General features: G+C 67.0%; 17 protein-coding genes and 2 pseudogenes. 8 read left to right on the forward strand and 11 right to left on the reverse strand.

Annotated elements, in window-relative coordinates:
- The first annotated feature begins 21 nt into the window (after positions 1-21).
- Positions 22-681: an ANTAR domain-containing response regulator gene (locus ACIO5D_RS15095; RefSeq protein WP_400656714.1), complete on the forward strand. Its 660-nt coding sequence runs from the start codon at positions 22-24 to the stop codon at positions 679-681.
- A 54-nt stretch (positions 682-735) separates the two neighbouring features.
- Here ACIO5D_RS15095 and ACIO5D_RS15100 read toward each other — a convergent pair whose 3' ends face one another.
- The 8 genes from ACIO5D_RS15100 to ACIO5D_RS15135 all read right to left on the reverse strand — a co-directional run bounded on the left by ACIO5D_RS15100 (position 736) and on the right by ACIO5D_RS15135 (position 8,561).
- Positions 736-1,452, reverse strand: coding sequence for an ABC transporter ATP-binding protein (locus tag ACIO5D_RS15100; protein WP_363607375.1), 717 nt, complete (start codon positions 1,450-1,452; stop codon positions 736-738).
- Positions 1,449-2,291 (reverse strand): ABC transporter ATP-binding protein, encoded by an 843-nt coding sequence (locus ACIO5D_RS15105; protein WP_400656738.1) that lies wholly within the window; start codon positions 2,289-2,291, stop codon positions 1,449-1,451. Before ACIO5D_RS15105 ends, ACIO5D_RS15100 begins: the two co-directional genes overlap by 4 nt.
- An 8-nt stretch (positions 2,292-2,299) precedes the next feature.
- Positions 2,300-4,234 (reverse strand): branched-chain amino acid ABC transporter permease, encoded by a 1,935-nt coding sequence (locus ACIO5D_RS15110; RefSeq protein WP_400795364.1) that lies wholly within the window; start codon positions 4,232-4,234, stop codon positions 2,300-2,302.
- Between the two features lie 5 nt (positions 4,235-4,239).
- Positions 4,240-5,169, reverse strand: a complete 930-nt coding sequence (locus ACIO5D_RS15115) for a branched-chain amino acid ABC transporter permease (RefSeq protein WP_363607377.1) — start codon at positions 5,167-5,169, stop codon at positions 4,240-4,242.
- A 131-nt stretch (positions 5,170-5,300) separates the two neighbouring features.
- Positions 5,301-6,536: a branched-chain amino acid ABC transporter substrate-binding protein gene (locus tag ACIO5D_RS15120; protein WP_363607378.1), complete on the reverse strand. Its 1,236-nt coding sequence runs from the start codon at positions 6,534-6,536 to the stop codon at positions 5,301-5,303.
- Positions 6,537-7,304: 768 nt separating this feature from the next.
- The gene (locus ACIO5D_RS15125; RefSeq protein ID WP_400795367.1) at positions 7,305-7,460 is read right to left on the reverse strand and encodes a DUF397 domain-containing protein; all 156 of its coding nucleotides are present in this window, start codon (positions 7,458-7,460) and stop codon (positions 7,305-7,307) included.
- 41 nt (positions 7,461-7,501) lie between these two features.
- A complete protein-coding gene (locus tag ACIO5D_RS15130; protein ID WP_400795370.1) occupies positions 7,502-7,705 on the reverse strand; it encodes a DUF397 domain-containing protein in 204 nt (67 codons plus the stop codon).
- A complete protein-coding gene (locus ACIO5D_RS15135) occupies positions 7,698-8,561 on the reverse strand; it encodes a helix-turn-helix transcriptional regulator (protein ID WP_363607381.1) in 864 nt (287 codons plus the stop codon). Before ACIO5D_RS15135 ends, ACIO5D_RS15130 begins: the two co-directional genes overlap by 8 nt.
- Positions 8,562-8,854: 293 nt before the next feature.
- Between ACIO5D_RS15135 and ACIO5D_RS15140 the strand changes: the two genes are divergently transcribed.
- Genes ACIO5D_RS15140 through ACIO5D_RS15155 form a run of 4 tightly spaced genes read left to right on the forward strand, consistent with a single transcriptional unit; the run spans position 8,855 to position 10,075 of the window.
- Complete coding sequence (locus tag ACIO5D_RS15140; protein ID WP_400795373.1) at positions 8,855-9,289, forward strand: ATP-binding protein; 435 nt, start codon at positions 8,855-8,857, stop codon at positions 9,287-9,289.
- The gene (locus ACIO5D_RS15145) at positions 9,286-9,546 is read left to right on the forward strand and encodes a hypothetical protein (RefSeq protein ID WP_400795376.1); all 261 of its coding nucleotides are present in this window, start codon (positions 9,286-9,288) and stop codon (positions 9,544-9,546) included. The genes ACIO5D_RS15140 and ACIO5D_RS15145 overlap by 4 nt, the downstream gene beginning before the upstream one ends.
- Entirely contained in the window at positions 9,534-9,782 is a 249-nt protein-coding gene (locus ACIO5D_RS15150; protein WP_400794256.1) for a hypothetical protein, read from the forward strand. Before ACIO5D_RS15145 ends, ACIO5D_RS15150 begins: the two co-directional genes overlap by 13 nt.
- Entirely contained in the window at positions 9,779-10,075 is a 297-nt protein-coding gene (locus ACIO5D_RS15155) for a hypothetical protein (protein WP_400795378.1), read from the forward strand. Before ACIO5D_RS15150 ends, ACIO5D_RS15155 begins: the two co-directional genes overlap by 4 nt.
- 150 nt (positions 10,076-10,225) lie before the next feature.
- On the opposite strand, the gene ACIO5D_RS15160 is transcribed toward ACIO5D_RS15155, so the two are convergent.
- Positions 10,226-10,501 (reverse strand): DUF397 domain-containing protein, encoded by a 276-nt coding sequence (locus ACIO5D_RS15160; protein ID WP_400795381.1) that lies wholly within the window; start codon positions 10,499-10,501, stop codon positions 10,226-10,228.
- On the opposite strand from ACIO5D_RS15160, the pseudogene hemC reads away from it, so the two are divergent.
- Positions 10,500-11,267, forward strand: a pseudogene (gene hemC, locus ACIO5D_RS15165) (hydroxymethylbilane synthase). The gene ACIO5D_RS15160 and the pseudogene hemC overlap by 2 nt on opposite strands.
- A gap of 295 nt (positions 11,268-11,562) precedes the next feature.
- Here hemC and ACIO5D_RS15170 read toward each other — a convergent pair.
- Positions 11,563-11,931 (reverse strand): Imm1 family immunity protein, encoded by a 369-nt coding sequence (locus tag ACIO5D_RS15170; RefSeq protein ID WP_400795384.1) that lies wholly within the window; start codon positions 11,929-11,931, stop codon positions 11,563-11,565.
- Positions 11,932-12,139: 208 nt separating this feature from the next.
- On the opposite strand from ACIO5D_RS15170, the gene ACIO5D_RS15175 reads away from it, so the two are divergent.
- Positions 12,140-12,268: a hypothetical protein gene (locus ACIO5D_RS15175; RefSeq protein ID WP_400795387.1), complete on the forward strand. Its 129-nt coding sequence runs from the start codon at positions 12,140-12,142 to the stop codon at positions 12,266-12,268.
- Between the two features lie 187 nt (positions 12,269-12,455).
- Positions 12,456-12,869 (forward strand): annotated as a pseudogene (locus ACIO5D_RS15180) (tyrosine-type recombinase/integrase); the annotation flags it as partial.
- 123 nt (positions 12,870-12,992) lie between these two features.
- Here ACIO5D_RS15180 and ACIO5D_RS15185 read toward each other — a convergent pair.
- Positions 12,993-13,358 (reverse strand): hypothetical protein, encoded by a 366-nt coding sequence (locus tag ACIO5D_RS15185; protein ID WP_400795390.1) that lies wholly within the window; start codon positions 13,356-13,358, stop codon positions 12,993-12,995.
- Positions 13,359-14,007: the final 649 nt, after the last annotated feature.

A 14,007-nucleotide genomic window follows, 5' to 3' on the forward strand; every position in this document is an offset into this window, starting at 1 on the left:
CCCGCCGGAACGAGGAGCCCCGTGAGCACCGCCGACGAGCAGCCCGAGCCGCTTGAGACCGAAATGCCCCAGATCACCCGAATTGTGATCGCCGAGGACGAGGCGCTGATCCGCCTCGACCTGAAGGAGATGCTCGAAGAGGAGGGGTACACCGTCGTCGGCGAGGCCGGTGACGGCGAGACGGCGTTCCGGCTGGTCGAGGAGCTCCGCCCGGATCTGGCGATCCTGGACGTGAAGATGCCCGTGCTGGACGGCCTCTCGGCGGCCGAGCGGATCCACGAGGCGCACCTGGCGCCGGTCCTCATGCTGACGGCGTTCTCGCAGCGGGAGCTGGTGGACCGGGCGCGGGACGCGGGCGCGATGGCGTACATCGTGAAGCCGTTCAGCAAGAGCGACCTGGTGCCCGCGATCGAGATGGCCGTCTCCCGGTACACCGAGATGCGGACGCTGGAGGAGGAGATCGCGGATCTCACCCAGCGGCTGGAGACCCGGAAGCTGGTGGACCGGGCGAAGAGCGTGCTGCAGACGAAGTTCGGCCTGAACGAGCCGGCCGCGTTCCGGTGGATCCAGAAGACCTCGATGGACCGCCGGATGACGATGGCGGCGGTCGCCGAGGCCGTGATCGAGGAGGGCGAGGCCCAGGACAAGAAGAAGGCCGAGGAGGCCGGGTCCGAGGGCTGAGACAGGTCCAGGGCCCGGCAGGTACGCCTGCCGGGCCCTGGCGCGTCGTGGTGCTCAGTCCTCGCCGAGGTAGGCCTTCCGCACGGACTCGTCGTGCAGCAGGTCCGCCCCCGTGCCCTTGAGGACGATCCGGCCGGTCTCCATCACATAGCCGTGGTCGGAGAGCGAGAGCGCCGCCTGGGCGTTCTGTTCGACCAGCAGGATGGTGGTGCCGGAGGCCTTCAGCTCCACGATCGTCGCCATGATCTTCTGCATCATCAGCGGCGAGAGGCCCATCGACGGCTCGTCCAGCATCAGCAGCTTGGGCCGGGACATCAGCGCCCGCCCCATGGCGAGCATCTGCTGTTCGCCGCCGGAGAGCGTGCCCGCGGCCTGCCCGCGCCGTTCGCCGAGGATGGGGAAGAGGCCGTAGGCGCGTTCGACGTCGGCCGTGATGCCGGCGGTGTCGCTGCGCAGGAAGGCGCCGAGGAGGAGGTTCTCCTCGATGGTCATGCGGGGGAAGATGTGCCGGCCTTCGGGGGAGTGGGCGAGGCCGAGGGCGACGATCTTGTGGGCGGGGACGGCGGTGAGGTCCTGCCCGTCGAAGGTGATCGTCCCGCCGGTGGGCTTGAGCAGCCCGGACAGGGTGCGCAGGGTGGTGGTCTTGCCGGCGCCGTTGGTGCCGATCAGGGTGGTGACCTCGCCCTGGTTCACGGTAAAGCTGATGCCCTTGACGGCTTCGATCTTGCCGTAGGCGACGCGGAGGTCCTGGACCTCGAGGAGTGCGGTCACTGGTCGGTCTCCGTAGCGGCGGTGGTGCCTTCGAGCGGGGCGCCGAGGTAGGCGGTGATGACGCGTTCGTCGCTCTGGACGGTCTCGCGGTCGCCCTCGACGATCTTCTGCCCCTGGACGAGTACGGCGGTGCGGTCGCAGAGGTTGAAGATGAACCGCATGTCGTGCTCGATGACGAGGACGGAGATGCCCTGGTCGCGGATGGCGAAGACGAGTTCCTCGGCGGCCCGGGTCTCCTGCGGGTTCATGCCGGCGGTCGGCTCGTCGAGCAGCAGCAGCCCGGGGTCGGAGGCGAGGGCCCGGGCGATCTCCAGCTTCCGCTGCTCGCCGTAGGGGAGGTTGCGGGCGAGGTGTTCGGCCTTGTCGGCCAGCCCGGTGAACTCCAGCAGCTCCATGGCCCGGGCCCGGCTCTCGGCCTCGGCGCGGTGGTAGCCGGGGCCGCGCAGGATGGCGGAGAAGAGGCCCTCGCGGGTCCTGGTGTGCCGGCCGACCAGGACGTTCTCCAGGACGGTCATGTTGGCGAAGAGCCGGATGTTCTGGAAGGTGCGGGCGATGCCCGCCTGGGTGACCAGGTGGGGTTTGGGCGGGAGCACGGTGCCCCGGTACGCGACCCGGCCCTCGGTGGGGACGTAGAGGCCGGTGAGGCAGTTGAAGAAGGTGGTCTTGCCGGCGCCGTTGGGGCCGATGAGGCCGATGATCTCGCCTTCGCCGACGGTGAGGGAGACGTTGTTGACGGCGGTGAGGCCGCCGAAGCGCATGGTGACGCCGGAGACCTCCAGCAGCGGCTTGGCGGGGGCGGCCGGAGTACCGGCCGCGGCGGGGGCGTCGGTGGTGGTCATCTGGCTGGTCACGCCCCTGCCTTGGTGAGTGCGACCGCGTCGCCGGACGCCTGCGCCGGGATGTCGGCCTCGTGGAACTCCAGCTGCCGCCGCCGGTTGGGGATGAGGCCCTCGGGGCGGACCCGCATCAGCACGATGAGCGCGATGCCGAAGGCGAGCAGCTGGTAGTTGGAGAGGAATTCGAGCTTCTTGGGGATGAGGAAGAGCAGGGTGGCGCCGGCCAGCGGGCCGCTGATGGTGCCCATGCCGCCGAGGATGACGGCGGCGAGCAGGAAGGCGGAGTTCGGCGGCAGGGCTTCGGCGAAGGTGTACTGGTCGGGGGTGACGGTGTAGCTGACGTGGGCCTGGACGGTGCCGGCGAGGCCGGCCAGGCAGGCGCCGAGGGCGAAGGCGAGCAGCTTGAGCCGGAAGCCGTTGATGCCCATGGCCTCGGCGGCGGTCTCGTCCTCGCGGATGGCGACCCAGGCGCGGCCGATCCGGGAGTTGCCGACCCGGGCGAAGACGAGCACGACGAAGGCGGTGACCAGCAGCATCAGCAGGTAGTAGTTGGAGAACCGGCCGAGTTCGACGCCGGCGACGGTGTGCGGCTTGCCCAGGTCGAAGCCGAAGATCTCCAGGTTGGGGATGCGCGGGATGCCGTTGGAGCCGTTGGTGACCTTGGGTCCGGTGGTGCCGTTGAGGTTGAGCATGGTGATGCGGAAGATCTCGCCGAAGCCGAGGGTGACGATGGCGAGGTAGTCGCCGCGCAGCCGCAGGGTGGGGGCGCCGATGAGGACGCCGAAGACCATGGAGACGGCGGCGCCGGTCAGCATGGCGGCCCAGAACGGGAACTGGACGTGGATCGGCGAGGCGGGGGAGCCGGAGACCAGGGCGGCGGCGTAGGCGCCGACGCCGAGGAAGGCGACGTACCCGAGGTCGAGCAGGCCGGCCAGGCCGACGACGATGTTCAGGCCGAGGGCGACGGTGGCGAAGATCAGGATGTTGGCGGCGACGGAGGTGTACTGGTCGCTGGTCTGGGTGAACGGGAAGCCGGCGGCGGCGGCGAAGGCGGCGCCGGTGGTGACCGGGCGGTGCTTGACGGTGAGCGCGCGCAGCCGGGCCAGCAGGCCGGCCTTGCCGAGCGCGGCGACCACGCCGGCGGCCAGCAGCAGGTAGCCGGTGAACAGTTCGCCGTACTCGGTGTCGATGCCGAAGGTGATCGCGAACAGGCCGACCGCGAAGGCGGCGACGATGAGCAGCACCTCGGCCCAGGAGGGGAGTTCACGGGCGGCGGGGAGCGGGCGCCGGACGGTGCCCGGGCGCAGCCAGGTGTGGGCGAGGTGGCCGAGCTGGATGAGGACGACGAGACCGGCGGCGATCAGCAGGGCGCCGGCGAGGGCGGTGAGGACGGGGGCGACCGGCTTGTCGCCGGGGACGGCGTGGGCGCCGAACCAGGCGATCGGGGCGGCGGGGACGAGCAGGAAGAGCCTGCGGTCGAGGAGGCGCAGCGGCACCCGGTCGCGCCGGTCGAGGGGGAGGGCGAGGCTGCCGGCGAGGGCGAGCAGGGAGCCGAGGGCGGCGACCCAGCCGCCGGGGTCGAGGTTGGCGAGGCCGCCGAGGTGGGCCGCGATGGCGATGACGGAGAACCAGCTGACGGCGAAGGCGCCGACGGCGGCGAGCAGGACGGCGTTGTGGCTGCGGGCGGGGGCGGCCCAGCGCAGGCCGGGGGTGCCGTGGGTGGCGAGCAGCAGGGTGAGGGTGAGCAGGCCGCCGGTGAGGGCGAGCCATTGGAGGCCGGCGGGGGAGCCGTAGTAGGTGAGGTCGCCGGGGAAGTCGGAGGTCCAGGTCCAGGACATCAGGGCGGAGGCGGCGGTGGTGGTGGCGCCGAGGCCGGTGAGGAGGGCGGCGGCGCGGGCGGGGAGCGGGATGACCGGGGTGGTCTCGGTGCCCGGGGTGGTGGTCATGGTGGTCACGCCCTGTCCGCGACGCGCTCGCCGAGCAGGCCCTGGGGTCGGACGAGCAGGACGACGATGAGGAGTACGAAGGCCCAGACGTCCTTCCAGGCGCCGCCTCCGAAGAGGTGCATGCCGGGGAGGTGCTGGATGTAGCCGGTGGCGAGGCTTTCGGCGAGGCCGAGGGCGAGGCCGCCGAGCATGGCGCCGTAGATGTTGCCGATGCCGCCGAGGACGGCGGCGGTGAAGGCCTTGAGGCCGAGGATGAAGCCCATCCGGAAGTCGACCTGGCCGCTGCGCAGTCCGTAGGCGACGGCGGCGACGGCGGCGAAGGCGGCGCCGATGGCGAAGGCCATGACGATGATCCGGTCGGTGTCGATGCCCATGAGCTTGGCGGTGTCGGGGTCCTGGCTGGTGGCCTGCATGGCGCGGCCGGAGCGGGTGCGGGTGACGAACCAGCCGAGGGCGAGCATGCAGAGCGGGGCGGCGATGATCAGGAAGATGTCGCTGCGCTGGATGGTGACGGAGCCGAGTTCGAAGGGGTCGCCGGGGATCTTGGGGAAGACCCGGGCCTTCTTGGCGTCGGGGTAGAAGGAGAAGACGAGTTGCTGGAGGACGATCGACAGGCCGATCGCGGTGATCAGCGGGGCGAGTCGGGGTGCGGTGCGCAGCGGCCGGTAGGCGAAGCGCTCGGCGGCGACGGCGGTGAGCGTGGAGACCAGGATGCCGGTGAGCAGCATCAGCGGTAGGGCCAGCCAGAGTGTGGTGCCGCCGGGGAGGGCGAGGTAGGCGGTCAGGGCGCCGAAGCCGCCGACCATGACGATCTCGCCGTGGGCGAAGTTGATGAGCTGGACGATGCCGTAGACCATCGTGTAGCCGATCGCGACGAGCCCGTAGAGGGCGCCGAGGATCAGGCCGTTGGCCAGCTGTTGCGGTAGATCGTGCACCGCTGGGCCTCCGTTGTGCGTGTCGCGTGGGTCCGCGTGGGTGGTGGGATGTGGGTGCGCGCGGGGGCACTGGTGGTGCCCCCGCGCGGGTTGTTCCTGTGTGTGGTGGGCGGCTTGACGGTTGGTCAGGCTCAGCCGTTGAAGGTGCCGGACTTCTCCACGGCCCACTTGCCGTCCTTGACGGTGTAGACGGTGAGCTGCTTGTTGGTGGTGTCGCCGAACTCGTCGAAGGAGACCTTGCCGGTGACGCCGTCGAAGGTGACCTTCTGGACGGCTTCGACAACCTTGGCGCGGGGGTTGGCGGGGAGCTTGCCGCCGTTGGCGGTCACGACGTTCTTGACGCCCTGGATGATGGCCCAGCTGCTGTCGTAGGCGTAGCCGCCGTAGGTCTCGTAGGCGTCCTTGTAGCCGGCGGCCTTGTAGTCGGCGATGAACTTGGCGGCGGTGGGGAGCTGGTCGACGGGGAGGCCGACGGCGGTGGCGTAGTCGCCCTGGCTCTTGGGGTTGAGCTTGATGAAGTCGCCGCTCTGGATGCCGTCGCCGCCCATCAGGGGGATGTTGACGCCGGCTTCCTTGAGCTGGAGGGAGAGGGGGCCGGCGGCGGGGTATTCGCCGCCGTAGTAGACGGCTTCGGCGCCGGAGCTCTTGACCTTGGTGGCGATGGCGGAGAAGTCGCGGTCGTCGGGGTTGACGTGCTCCTCGCCGACGATGGTGCCCTTGAGCTTGGTGAATTCGCCCTTGAAGGTGGCGGCGAGGCCGGCGCCGTAGGTCTTCTGGTCGTCGATGAGGAAGACCTTGGTCTTCTTGGCGTCGTTGACCAGGAACTGGGCGGCGAAGGGGCCCTGGACGGCGTCGGTGGTGGCGGTGCGGAAGTAGGACTTGAAGGGGCGGACCTTCGTGCCGGTGGCCCAGTTCTCGCCCTGGCTGAGGGCGACGCCGGTGTTGGCGGGGGAGACCTCGACCAGGTTGGCGTCGTTGAAGATCTGCTGCATCGACTGGGCGACGCTGGAGTTGAGCGGTCCGACGACGCCGACGACGCTCTTGTCGGCGACCAGCTGGGTGGCGTTCTGCTGGCCGGGGCCGGGCTTGCCGGTGTCGTCGAGGGCCTTGATCTGGAACGTGACGCCGGGGACTTCGTTCTTCTCGTTGGCCTGCTTGACGGCGAGTTCGGCGGAGTTCCTGATGCCGAGGCCGAGGGCGGAGAGGTCGCCGGTGAGCGGGGCGTCGATGCCGATGGTGACGGTGGTGGTGGCCCCGCCGGTGTTGTTGCCGTCACCGGACTTCTTATCGTCGCGGGAGCCGCAGGCGCTGAGGCTGAGAGCGCCGATCACGGCAATGCTCACGACAACTGCTGAACGATGACGCACGAGGGTCCCCTTCGGTTCAGGAAGGCGCCGCGCCTGAGTGGCGGGAGCCGGGGTGCGCGATGGGCCTGGCCCAATCCGGTGGCGCGGTGACTGGCCGTGACTCTAGATGCCTCTGGGCTACTCGGGCAGTGATGTGGCGAGGCTGTGATTCTCTTGTTATGAGCACACAGAGCAGCTGTCTCATTATGTGGTCGTTCTGGCTCGATCGACCCGGAACTGCCGGGGATCTACTCGACAGTAGCCGACTGTAAGGCCCAGAAATGCTTGTGACTACTGGCCTGTTCGATAATCGGACATGCCTGTCCGCCGCACTGGCGCCGAACGCAGGTGTCCGAATATCGGACAGTGGAGGGGCTGGAGAGGGGCTCCGAGGTGGCCGAGAGGCCCTGGAGCCGCCGAATGCTTGGATTTCCTACTTGTTACGTACTGTTACATCTTTGCAAGTGTGTGAACATGTCACCGCCCCCTTGTCTGTTCCAACGCCTGCCCAGGGCAGATGGAGGTCAAACAAGGGGGCGGACAAGGGATGTGACGATCAGTCGGAACCGGAAGCCCCGCGCTCGCGGCGAACGGCATCTTCTGCTGCGCCTGCGGCCTCCGCTGCTCCCCGAGGTGCCGTGACCGGCCGCCGCTCGACATTCCGGACGGCGCTGCGGGCCGACGCCTGCTGCCTGATGCATGGCGGCCCTCGCTCGGGTGAGCGAGGGCCGCCATGGGCTATCAGGCGGTGGAGTTGGCGTGGTGGTCGAACTCGCCGGCCTTGGCGCCCTAGAGGAACGTGGCGAACTTGGTCGGGGTGGTGCGGACGATGATGCCGTCGGTGTCGGACTCGCGGAGTTCGACCAGCCCGTTGGCGGTACGTACCTCGACGCACTCGTCGTTCGAGGCGCAGTAGCTGGACTTCTGCCAGTTGGTGTTGGACATTTCAGCCCCGGGTCGTGAGGTGTGTTGCTGGTCGGTCTGGGTCAGGTGGTGGGGCTGGCATGGTGGTCGAACTCGCCCGCCTTGGCGCCCTGGAGGAACGTGGCGAACTTGACAGGGGTGGTGCGGACGATGATGTCACCGCTGTCCGACTCGCGGAGTTCGACCAGCCCGTTGACGGTACGCACCTCGACGCACTCGTTGGATGCTCCGCTGTAGCTGGATTTCTGCCACTCAGGCCTACTCATACTTGCCCTTCATTTCATCCCTGACGGATCGAACGAACTTTCGCGACTCATCATCCGGCAGCGCGAGGGCGTTCAGGCTCGCGAAGGTTGCCCGGTGGCTGGCGAGGTCTGCCGGAGAATCGAAGAACAGTACGCCCTGTGCGGTGTCCATCTGAAGCGTGGCGAGCTCTGGCACTGCTCCTTCGGCGAACATGATGTTCTCGCCCGCGCCGGGGAAGGTATCCATGTCGAACGGCACCACCCGCACCGAGATCTCTTGCTTTTCGGAGTCTTCGATGAGGGCATCGAGCTGGTCTGCGAGTACTTTAGGCCCGCCGAACTGCATCCGCAGGGCGGCCTCGTGAATGAAGGAGACGTAGGGCTTTCTGCCGGAGTGGATGACGTGCTGGCGCTGCACACGGAACGCAGTTCTGACATCGATGTCGTGACGAGGTAGCGGCGGTGTGATTCGTGTGAACACCGCAGAGGCGTAGGCGCTGGTCTGCTGGAGCCCGGGCATGTAGGTGGTGGCCCAGGTGTAGAGCTTGTGAGCGTGGGCCTCCATCTCCGCCACCTCAAGGAAGTCAGTTGGCAGGACTCCTCGATGCTCCTCCCACCAGCCCTTCCCTCGTATCGCGATGATGTCGGCGAGCGCGTCGATAAGAGGCTGATTGACGCACTTACATGCTGCGGCGATCGTCCGCAGGCGCTCCACGCTGACGCCGGTCTTCCCGTTCTCCATCTGAGTCACCTGGGCAGGGGTCACGCCGAGCATGCGGGCGAGGTGGCTGCCGCCGAAGCCGGCTTGCTCTCGCATTCTTCGCAGTTCGGCGCCGAGGCGGCGTTGACGAAGGGTGGGGTTGGGACGAAGGGCCATGGCGTCCTCTCTGAGGGTGCTGAGGTCAGTGTGCCGCGCTGCTTGCGAATGGGTCCATTTGGGTGCCGGGGTGTCGCCTCGTACGACCAGCGTCCCACTTGAGAGGGAACCTTCTCGCAGCGGGCTTAAATTTAAGTGACCGTGCGCTATGGTCGTCATCCCGGTCAGTCTGACGGATCGTCAGTAACGCCTGTTTCCCGGGCAGTAGGCGCCTGCTGTCCCCGCACCGCAGAGCAGCCATGCGTGGCGTCACCAGTCCCGTTCTGGCCTGGCTCACGGCGATGTTTCCGCCGGTGAACGACGAACCCCACACCCGCACCCTCACGGAGGTTCCCCTTATGTGTGCCTTCAGCCTGCCCGAAATCCCCGACTGGTCCGCTGCCCGTGCGGAGCTGAGTGACGCGATGTCCCTCGCCGGATGGCCGGACGACGCCATCTACGACGCCGAACTCGCCTTCCGTGAGCTGTACTTCAACGCGTGGAAGCACGGCGGGAGCCCCGCGCCGACCGTGGTCGTCGTCCTTGCCGGCCGCACCGTGCGCGTCTGCGTCAGCGACGACAGCCCCGTCCTGCCCGAGCCGCGCGAGTGCGCCGACCCCTACGCGCAGTCCGGCCGGGGCCTGCAGCTGGTCCGCGAGCTCACCCACCGCTTCGGCACCGTCCCCCGCAAGCACGGCAAATGCGTCTGGTTCGAGTTGCACGCCGCGGCCCTGGACGCGGCCGCGTGAGTGCCCGCCACCGGCCCCTCGCTCCGGACGACCCCCGGATGCGCGAGTACACCGAGGCCCAGGTCACCGCGCTCCTCGGCGAACTCCGCGAGCGAGGCCGCCCCCACGGCATCCTCTGGGGCTCCGCCACCACCCACAACGGCACCGTCGACGGCCGCGTCCTGATCGACTTCGGCAACGCGCCCGTCAGCACGCTCCTCAACCTCCTCCACCTGCTCCACGAAGCCGGGCGGGGCGGTGACCCGTGGGAGTCGTGATCCCCCTCGCCACCAGCTCCACCCAGGCCGTGCACGTCGAGCGCACCACCGTCCCCTACCTCACCGTCGAACACGTCCCCGACGCCACCGTCCAGCTCCGCCTCGCCGTCGACCTCGACGTGGCCGCCGGCCCCGGCGAACAGCTCGCCTTCCCCCTCACCCGCGACCAGGCCGAGGAACTCCTCCACGGCCTCGCCGCCCACCTCGGCACCCGCGTCCTCGGAATCCGCCGATGACACCCGGCACCGTCAACTTCCTGATCGGCGCGGCGTTCGTGGCCCTCCTCGCCCTCGCGATCGCCACCGTCGCCCTCGGCGCCCTCGCGACCCTGAGGATGCCGCACCCCGGCGAACGGGCAACCACCCCGCCGCCACCCCCGATCACCCGCCACGGCCGCTGGGAACTGCGCCAACTCCCCGACGGCACCACCGAATACGCCTGGATCGCCCGCCAGGCCGGCCACTACGGCCCCGAGACCGGCCGACCGTCCGCCCCGAGTGCGACTTCTTTGATGCGCTCGCCGCCCTGACCGCGCAGGTTCGCGGTATCAATGGGCAGAATGGCGCGCCGCGCGTCTGACGATCGTCCTCGCCGGCTGATCCTCGGTGGCATCACAAGGGCCCCCGTCCTGTCCTCCCTCAGCGGGTGGTCGGGGCGGGGGCCTCTTTGCGTCGGTGGGTCAGACAGTGCCGAACTCGCCTGCCTGGACGGCAGCGACGAACGATGCCCACCCGACCGCGCTGAACGACAGCTCCGGGCCGGACCGGTCCTTGCTGTCCCGCACGGGAACCAGCTGCTCGACCCGGGCGACGTTGGTCGCAACTTCGACGCAGTTTCCGCCGTCACCTTGGCTGTAGGAAGAGGTCTTCCAGTCGGCGTGGCGGTCGGACTTCCCGAAGCGGCTTCTCCGGATCGGGACGCGAAGCTCCCCGCTCGCTCTCGCGCAGACGGACATGGTGATCGCCGCCCTGAAGGAGCACGAGCCGGAGCTTCAGGTGGAGGTGGTGCCGGTCACCACCGAAGCCGACCTGTGGCAGGGCGACTTGGCCCAGCTGGGCGGCAAGGGGCTCTAAACGAAGCAGATCGACACCATGCTCCAGCGCGGCGACGTCGACATGGCCGTGCACTGCGTCAAGGACGTACCCGGAGATGTGCCGTTGCCGCGAGGGTTGGTGTTCGCCGCCTACATGGCGCGGCCGGACGTACGGGACGTGCTGCTGTTCCCGGACGGCTCCGAGTATCAGTCGCTGGCCGATCTGCCGTCCGGTTCGATCATCCTCTCGTCTGCTGTCCGCCGGAAGGCCCAGGTCCTGCGCGCCCGCCCCGATCTCAAGGTCGTCAGGGTGCGCGGGGGGATCGACACCCGTCTCCTGAAGCTGGACGGGAAGAAGAAGCTCGACGGCGTGACGCCGGACGCCATGATCCTTGCGGCTGCCGGTCTGGGCCGTCTCGGGATCGACCGTCCCGGGTACGTGCTCAGCATGGACGAGATGCTGCCCGCCGTGGGTGCGGGCGTGCTCGGCCTTGAGTGCCGACAGGACGACCACGCGGTAGCCGCGCTGCTGGAGAAGATCAACCACCCGAAGACTCAGCGAAAAGTGACCGCAGAACGCGTCATGCTTCATACAACTGCTGCTCGTCCCAGGTCTCAGCCACGTCGACAGGCTACCGACCAGCGGTCTCTCTGCATCCGTGATCACGATCTACGGTTGGAGTATTAGTCAGAAGATCGCAGTTCGAATTATGCACCAGGACCGGCGTAAAATCAGCCAATACATAGCACGCGCCTTTCGGCCGGGCTGACGGGGACCTTCGGCAAGCCTCATCTCGCAGTGCACAAGGGTACTTTTGCGTTCCCGATCATGATCCGGACGTCGCCCCGAGTGAAGCGCGCAGGCTAGAAACGTACTGGCCTCACCGGAGTAGATCCGGTGAGGCCAGTACGACTTACTGCTCGGTTGTCGTCATCCCTGTGGGGAACGTGACGTCGGGTACTTGGCGTAGAGATCGACCAAGTCAGCGCCTTTGCCGGTACGGCTTGGGCATCGCGCCGAGGTTTACTGGCCAGGAGGGGGACCCCCAAGGGTCATCCTCTACACCTTCATCGGCGATTTCAAAGGGCTTCCATTCTATGCAGGTCGGAATGCTTCCTCCGGAGTGCAGGAACTCCTTGACCGCCTCTCGAACGAGAACGACTGGAATCTCCGAATCATCTGGAAACTCAGTCCAGTGCCCGGCGACATGATATGCGACGCCACTACGAGAGCCAGGGGCACCCACTGAAGCGATATGTCCGACCTCGGGCGCCGTTAGAGCTAGCGCACCCACATTGATATCCCTGCTGACTCCGACATATAGCCCGTGATCCGGGAATTCTTCCGACATTCGAGATCGAGCCCTTGACAGGATATGCACTGCATCGTGGAGTGCCGGGCCCCGTCAACAGGGCATCGATGAGGCAATCTACGTCACCCGACGTGGAAAGCAGAACGGGGTTCTGCATGTCAGTGCGACGATAACGCGCCTCTAGCCGATTATCGGTTGCCATCGTACGTATCCTTTCTTAGCCAAAATCAGCCAGCCCTTGGTATACATGGCTGTTCCACACACCCGAGCCGTCAACCGCACGACCGGCGTCTTCGACGGCGAACCCGACCTCGCGGTCCGCTCCAAGGAGATCGTCCGCGACGCCTGGGCCAGTGAGGAGCCCCGGAGCGCGTGATCGTCATCGACACCGGCCCCGTGGTGGCAGCCGCCAACCGCAAGGACGACTACCACCTGCAGTGCGTCGACCTGCTGCAGAACTTCCCTGGCCCGCTCCTGCTGCCCGGCCCGCTGCTGACCGAGATCGGCTACATGCTCGCCAGTCGCGCCGGGGCCAAGGCCGAGGCTGACTTCCTGCGCGACGTCGCGGGCTACGCGCCCACCGCGAGCTGCAGGCCGGGGAACGAGACCGGGCGGGCTCGGATTGGCAGGACAGCGGGTACGTCTTCACGCGGCCGGACGGGCACCCGATCGAGCCCGCCACGCTCACCCGCCACTTCAACGCGCAGCTCCGCGACGCGCACCTGCGGCCGATCCGGTTTCACGACCTGAGGCACTCAACCACGATCCTCCTCCTGGAATAGGGCGTCGAACTCGTCGTCATCAAGGAGTTGCTGGGCCACGCGCACATCGGCGTCACCGCTACGGTCTAGGCCCATGTCCGCCTCCAGCGCGACGCCATCGACCTCCTCGGCTGCGCGCTCGGCAAGCCCTCCGAGGCAGCCACCGAGCCCGACGATGGCGATGATCCGCCGCATTGTGCAGCAATCGTCCGTTGACGTTGCCGTCAACTACTGCCGTCAGACGCCACAGTGGGCCCCATCGGAATTAATTTCGATGGGGCCCACTGTCATTAGCCAGATGGCGGCGAATTCGTTTCAACTCGCGCCGGCGGGGAGATATTACGCGTCAGAGGCGATGGCCATCACGCCACCGAGACCCATTCCTGGCTCGATGATTCCATTGAAGTTGTAGCCGTCATCACAAAAGACCAACTCCACATCAGACGGCACCAGCCGCCTGAACCAGAGCGCGAACCTCGCAGCCAAATCAAGGGGAGAATCGAGATAGATGCAGGTCCCGTCCATGTGGGAGTAGCCCTCAAGCTCCCGGCCACCCTCCGAATAGGTCCAAACAACATCCCTGGATTCCTGAGATCCCTGTCGCTCGCGAATCACGGCAGTCGGCCAGTCTCGCTCCAAGGCTGTGATCAGGTCCGAGCGCCGAACCCTACGACTCTGGCCCTCGAAGATGGCTAGATACGTCACTGACCTGGTCCTTTCCTATGGGATCATGACTACACGGCCAGGGATGCCGTGCTTCTGCACAGGCCCGTAAAGTATGGCACGGCGCCTGATTCATTGGTGATGGCACGGAGTCCCACAAGCGGATTCCCTGGATCATTGATGACTGCAGCGTATCGGGAGAACTCATCATCCATTTTTGCGTCGATTTTCGCTTGGATGAAATCCGGAACCTTCCCGCCTGGCAAGAGGCCTTGCCAGGGCAATCCTGGCAGGGCCTCTTGGTAGCCGCCGATCAGCTATTCACTGAAGAATATGACCCTCATCTACCTTCCAAGTCCAGCCTCATCCACCAGCACCTTGCTGTCGGGAATGCGGAGGGCCGTCGCCGTGTCGACGAAACTCCGATGATCACGCAAGGTCAGGTGAACCGTCGACTTCCGAAGCAACTTGGTACTTGGAAATTGCTTTGACTTGCAAGCGGATAGCTTCGCAGCATCGCGCATTATTCTCTTGATCCTCGAGAGTGACGCGACCGGTCAGCTGTGACATGAGAATCGATTCGTAGCAGGAGGACAGGATCTCCACCACATCATCTGTGCACAGCGATCCAGGATTTGCCTCGCAAAGCCGAACAATGCCCGTGAGAAACGGTCCAAATGCGGGCCGAACT

Origin of the sequence: Kitasatospora sp. NPDC087315 (assembly GCF_044744345.1) — a bacterium.
Taxonomy (GTDB): Bacteria; Actinomycetota; Actinomycetes; order Streptomycetales; family Streptomycetaceae; genus Kitasatospora.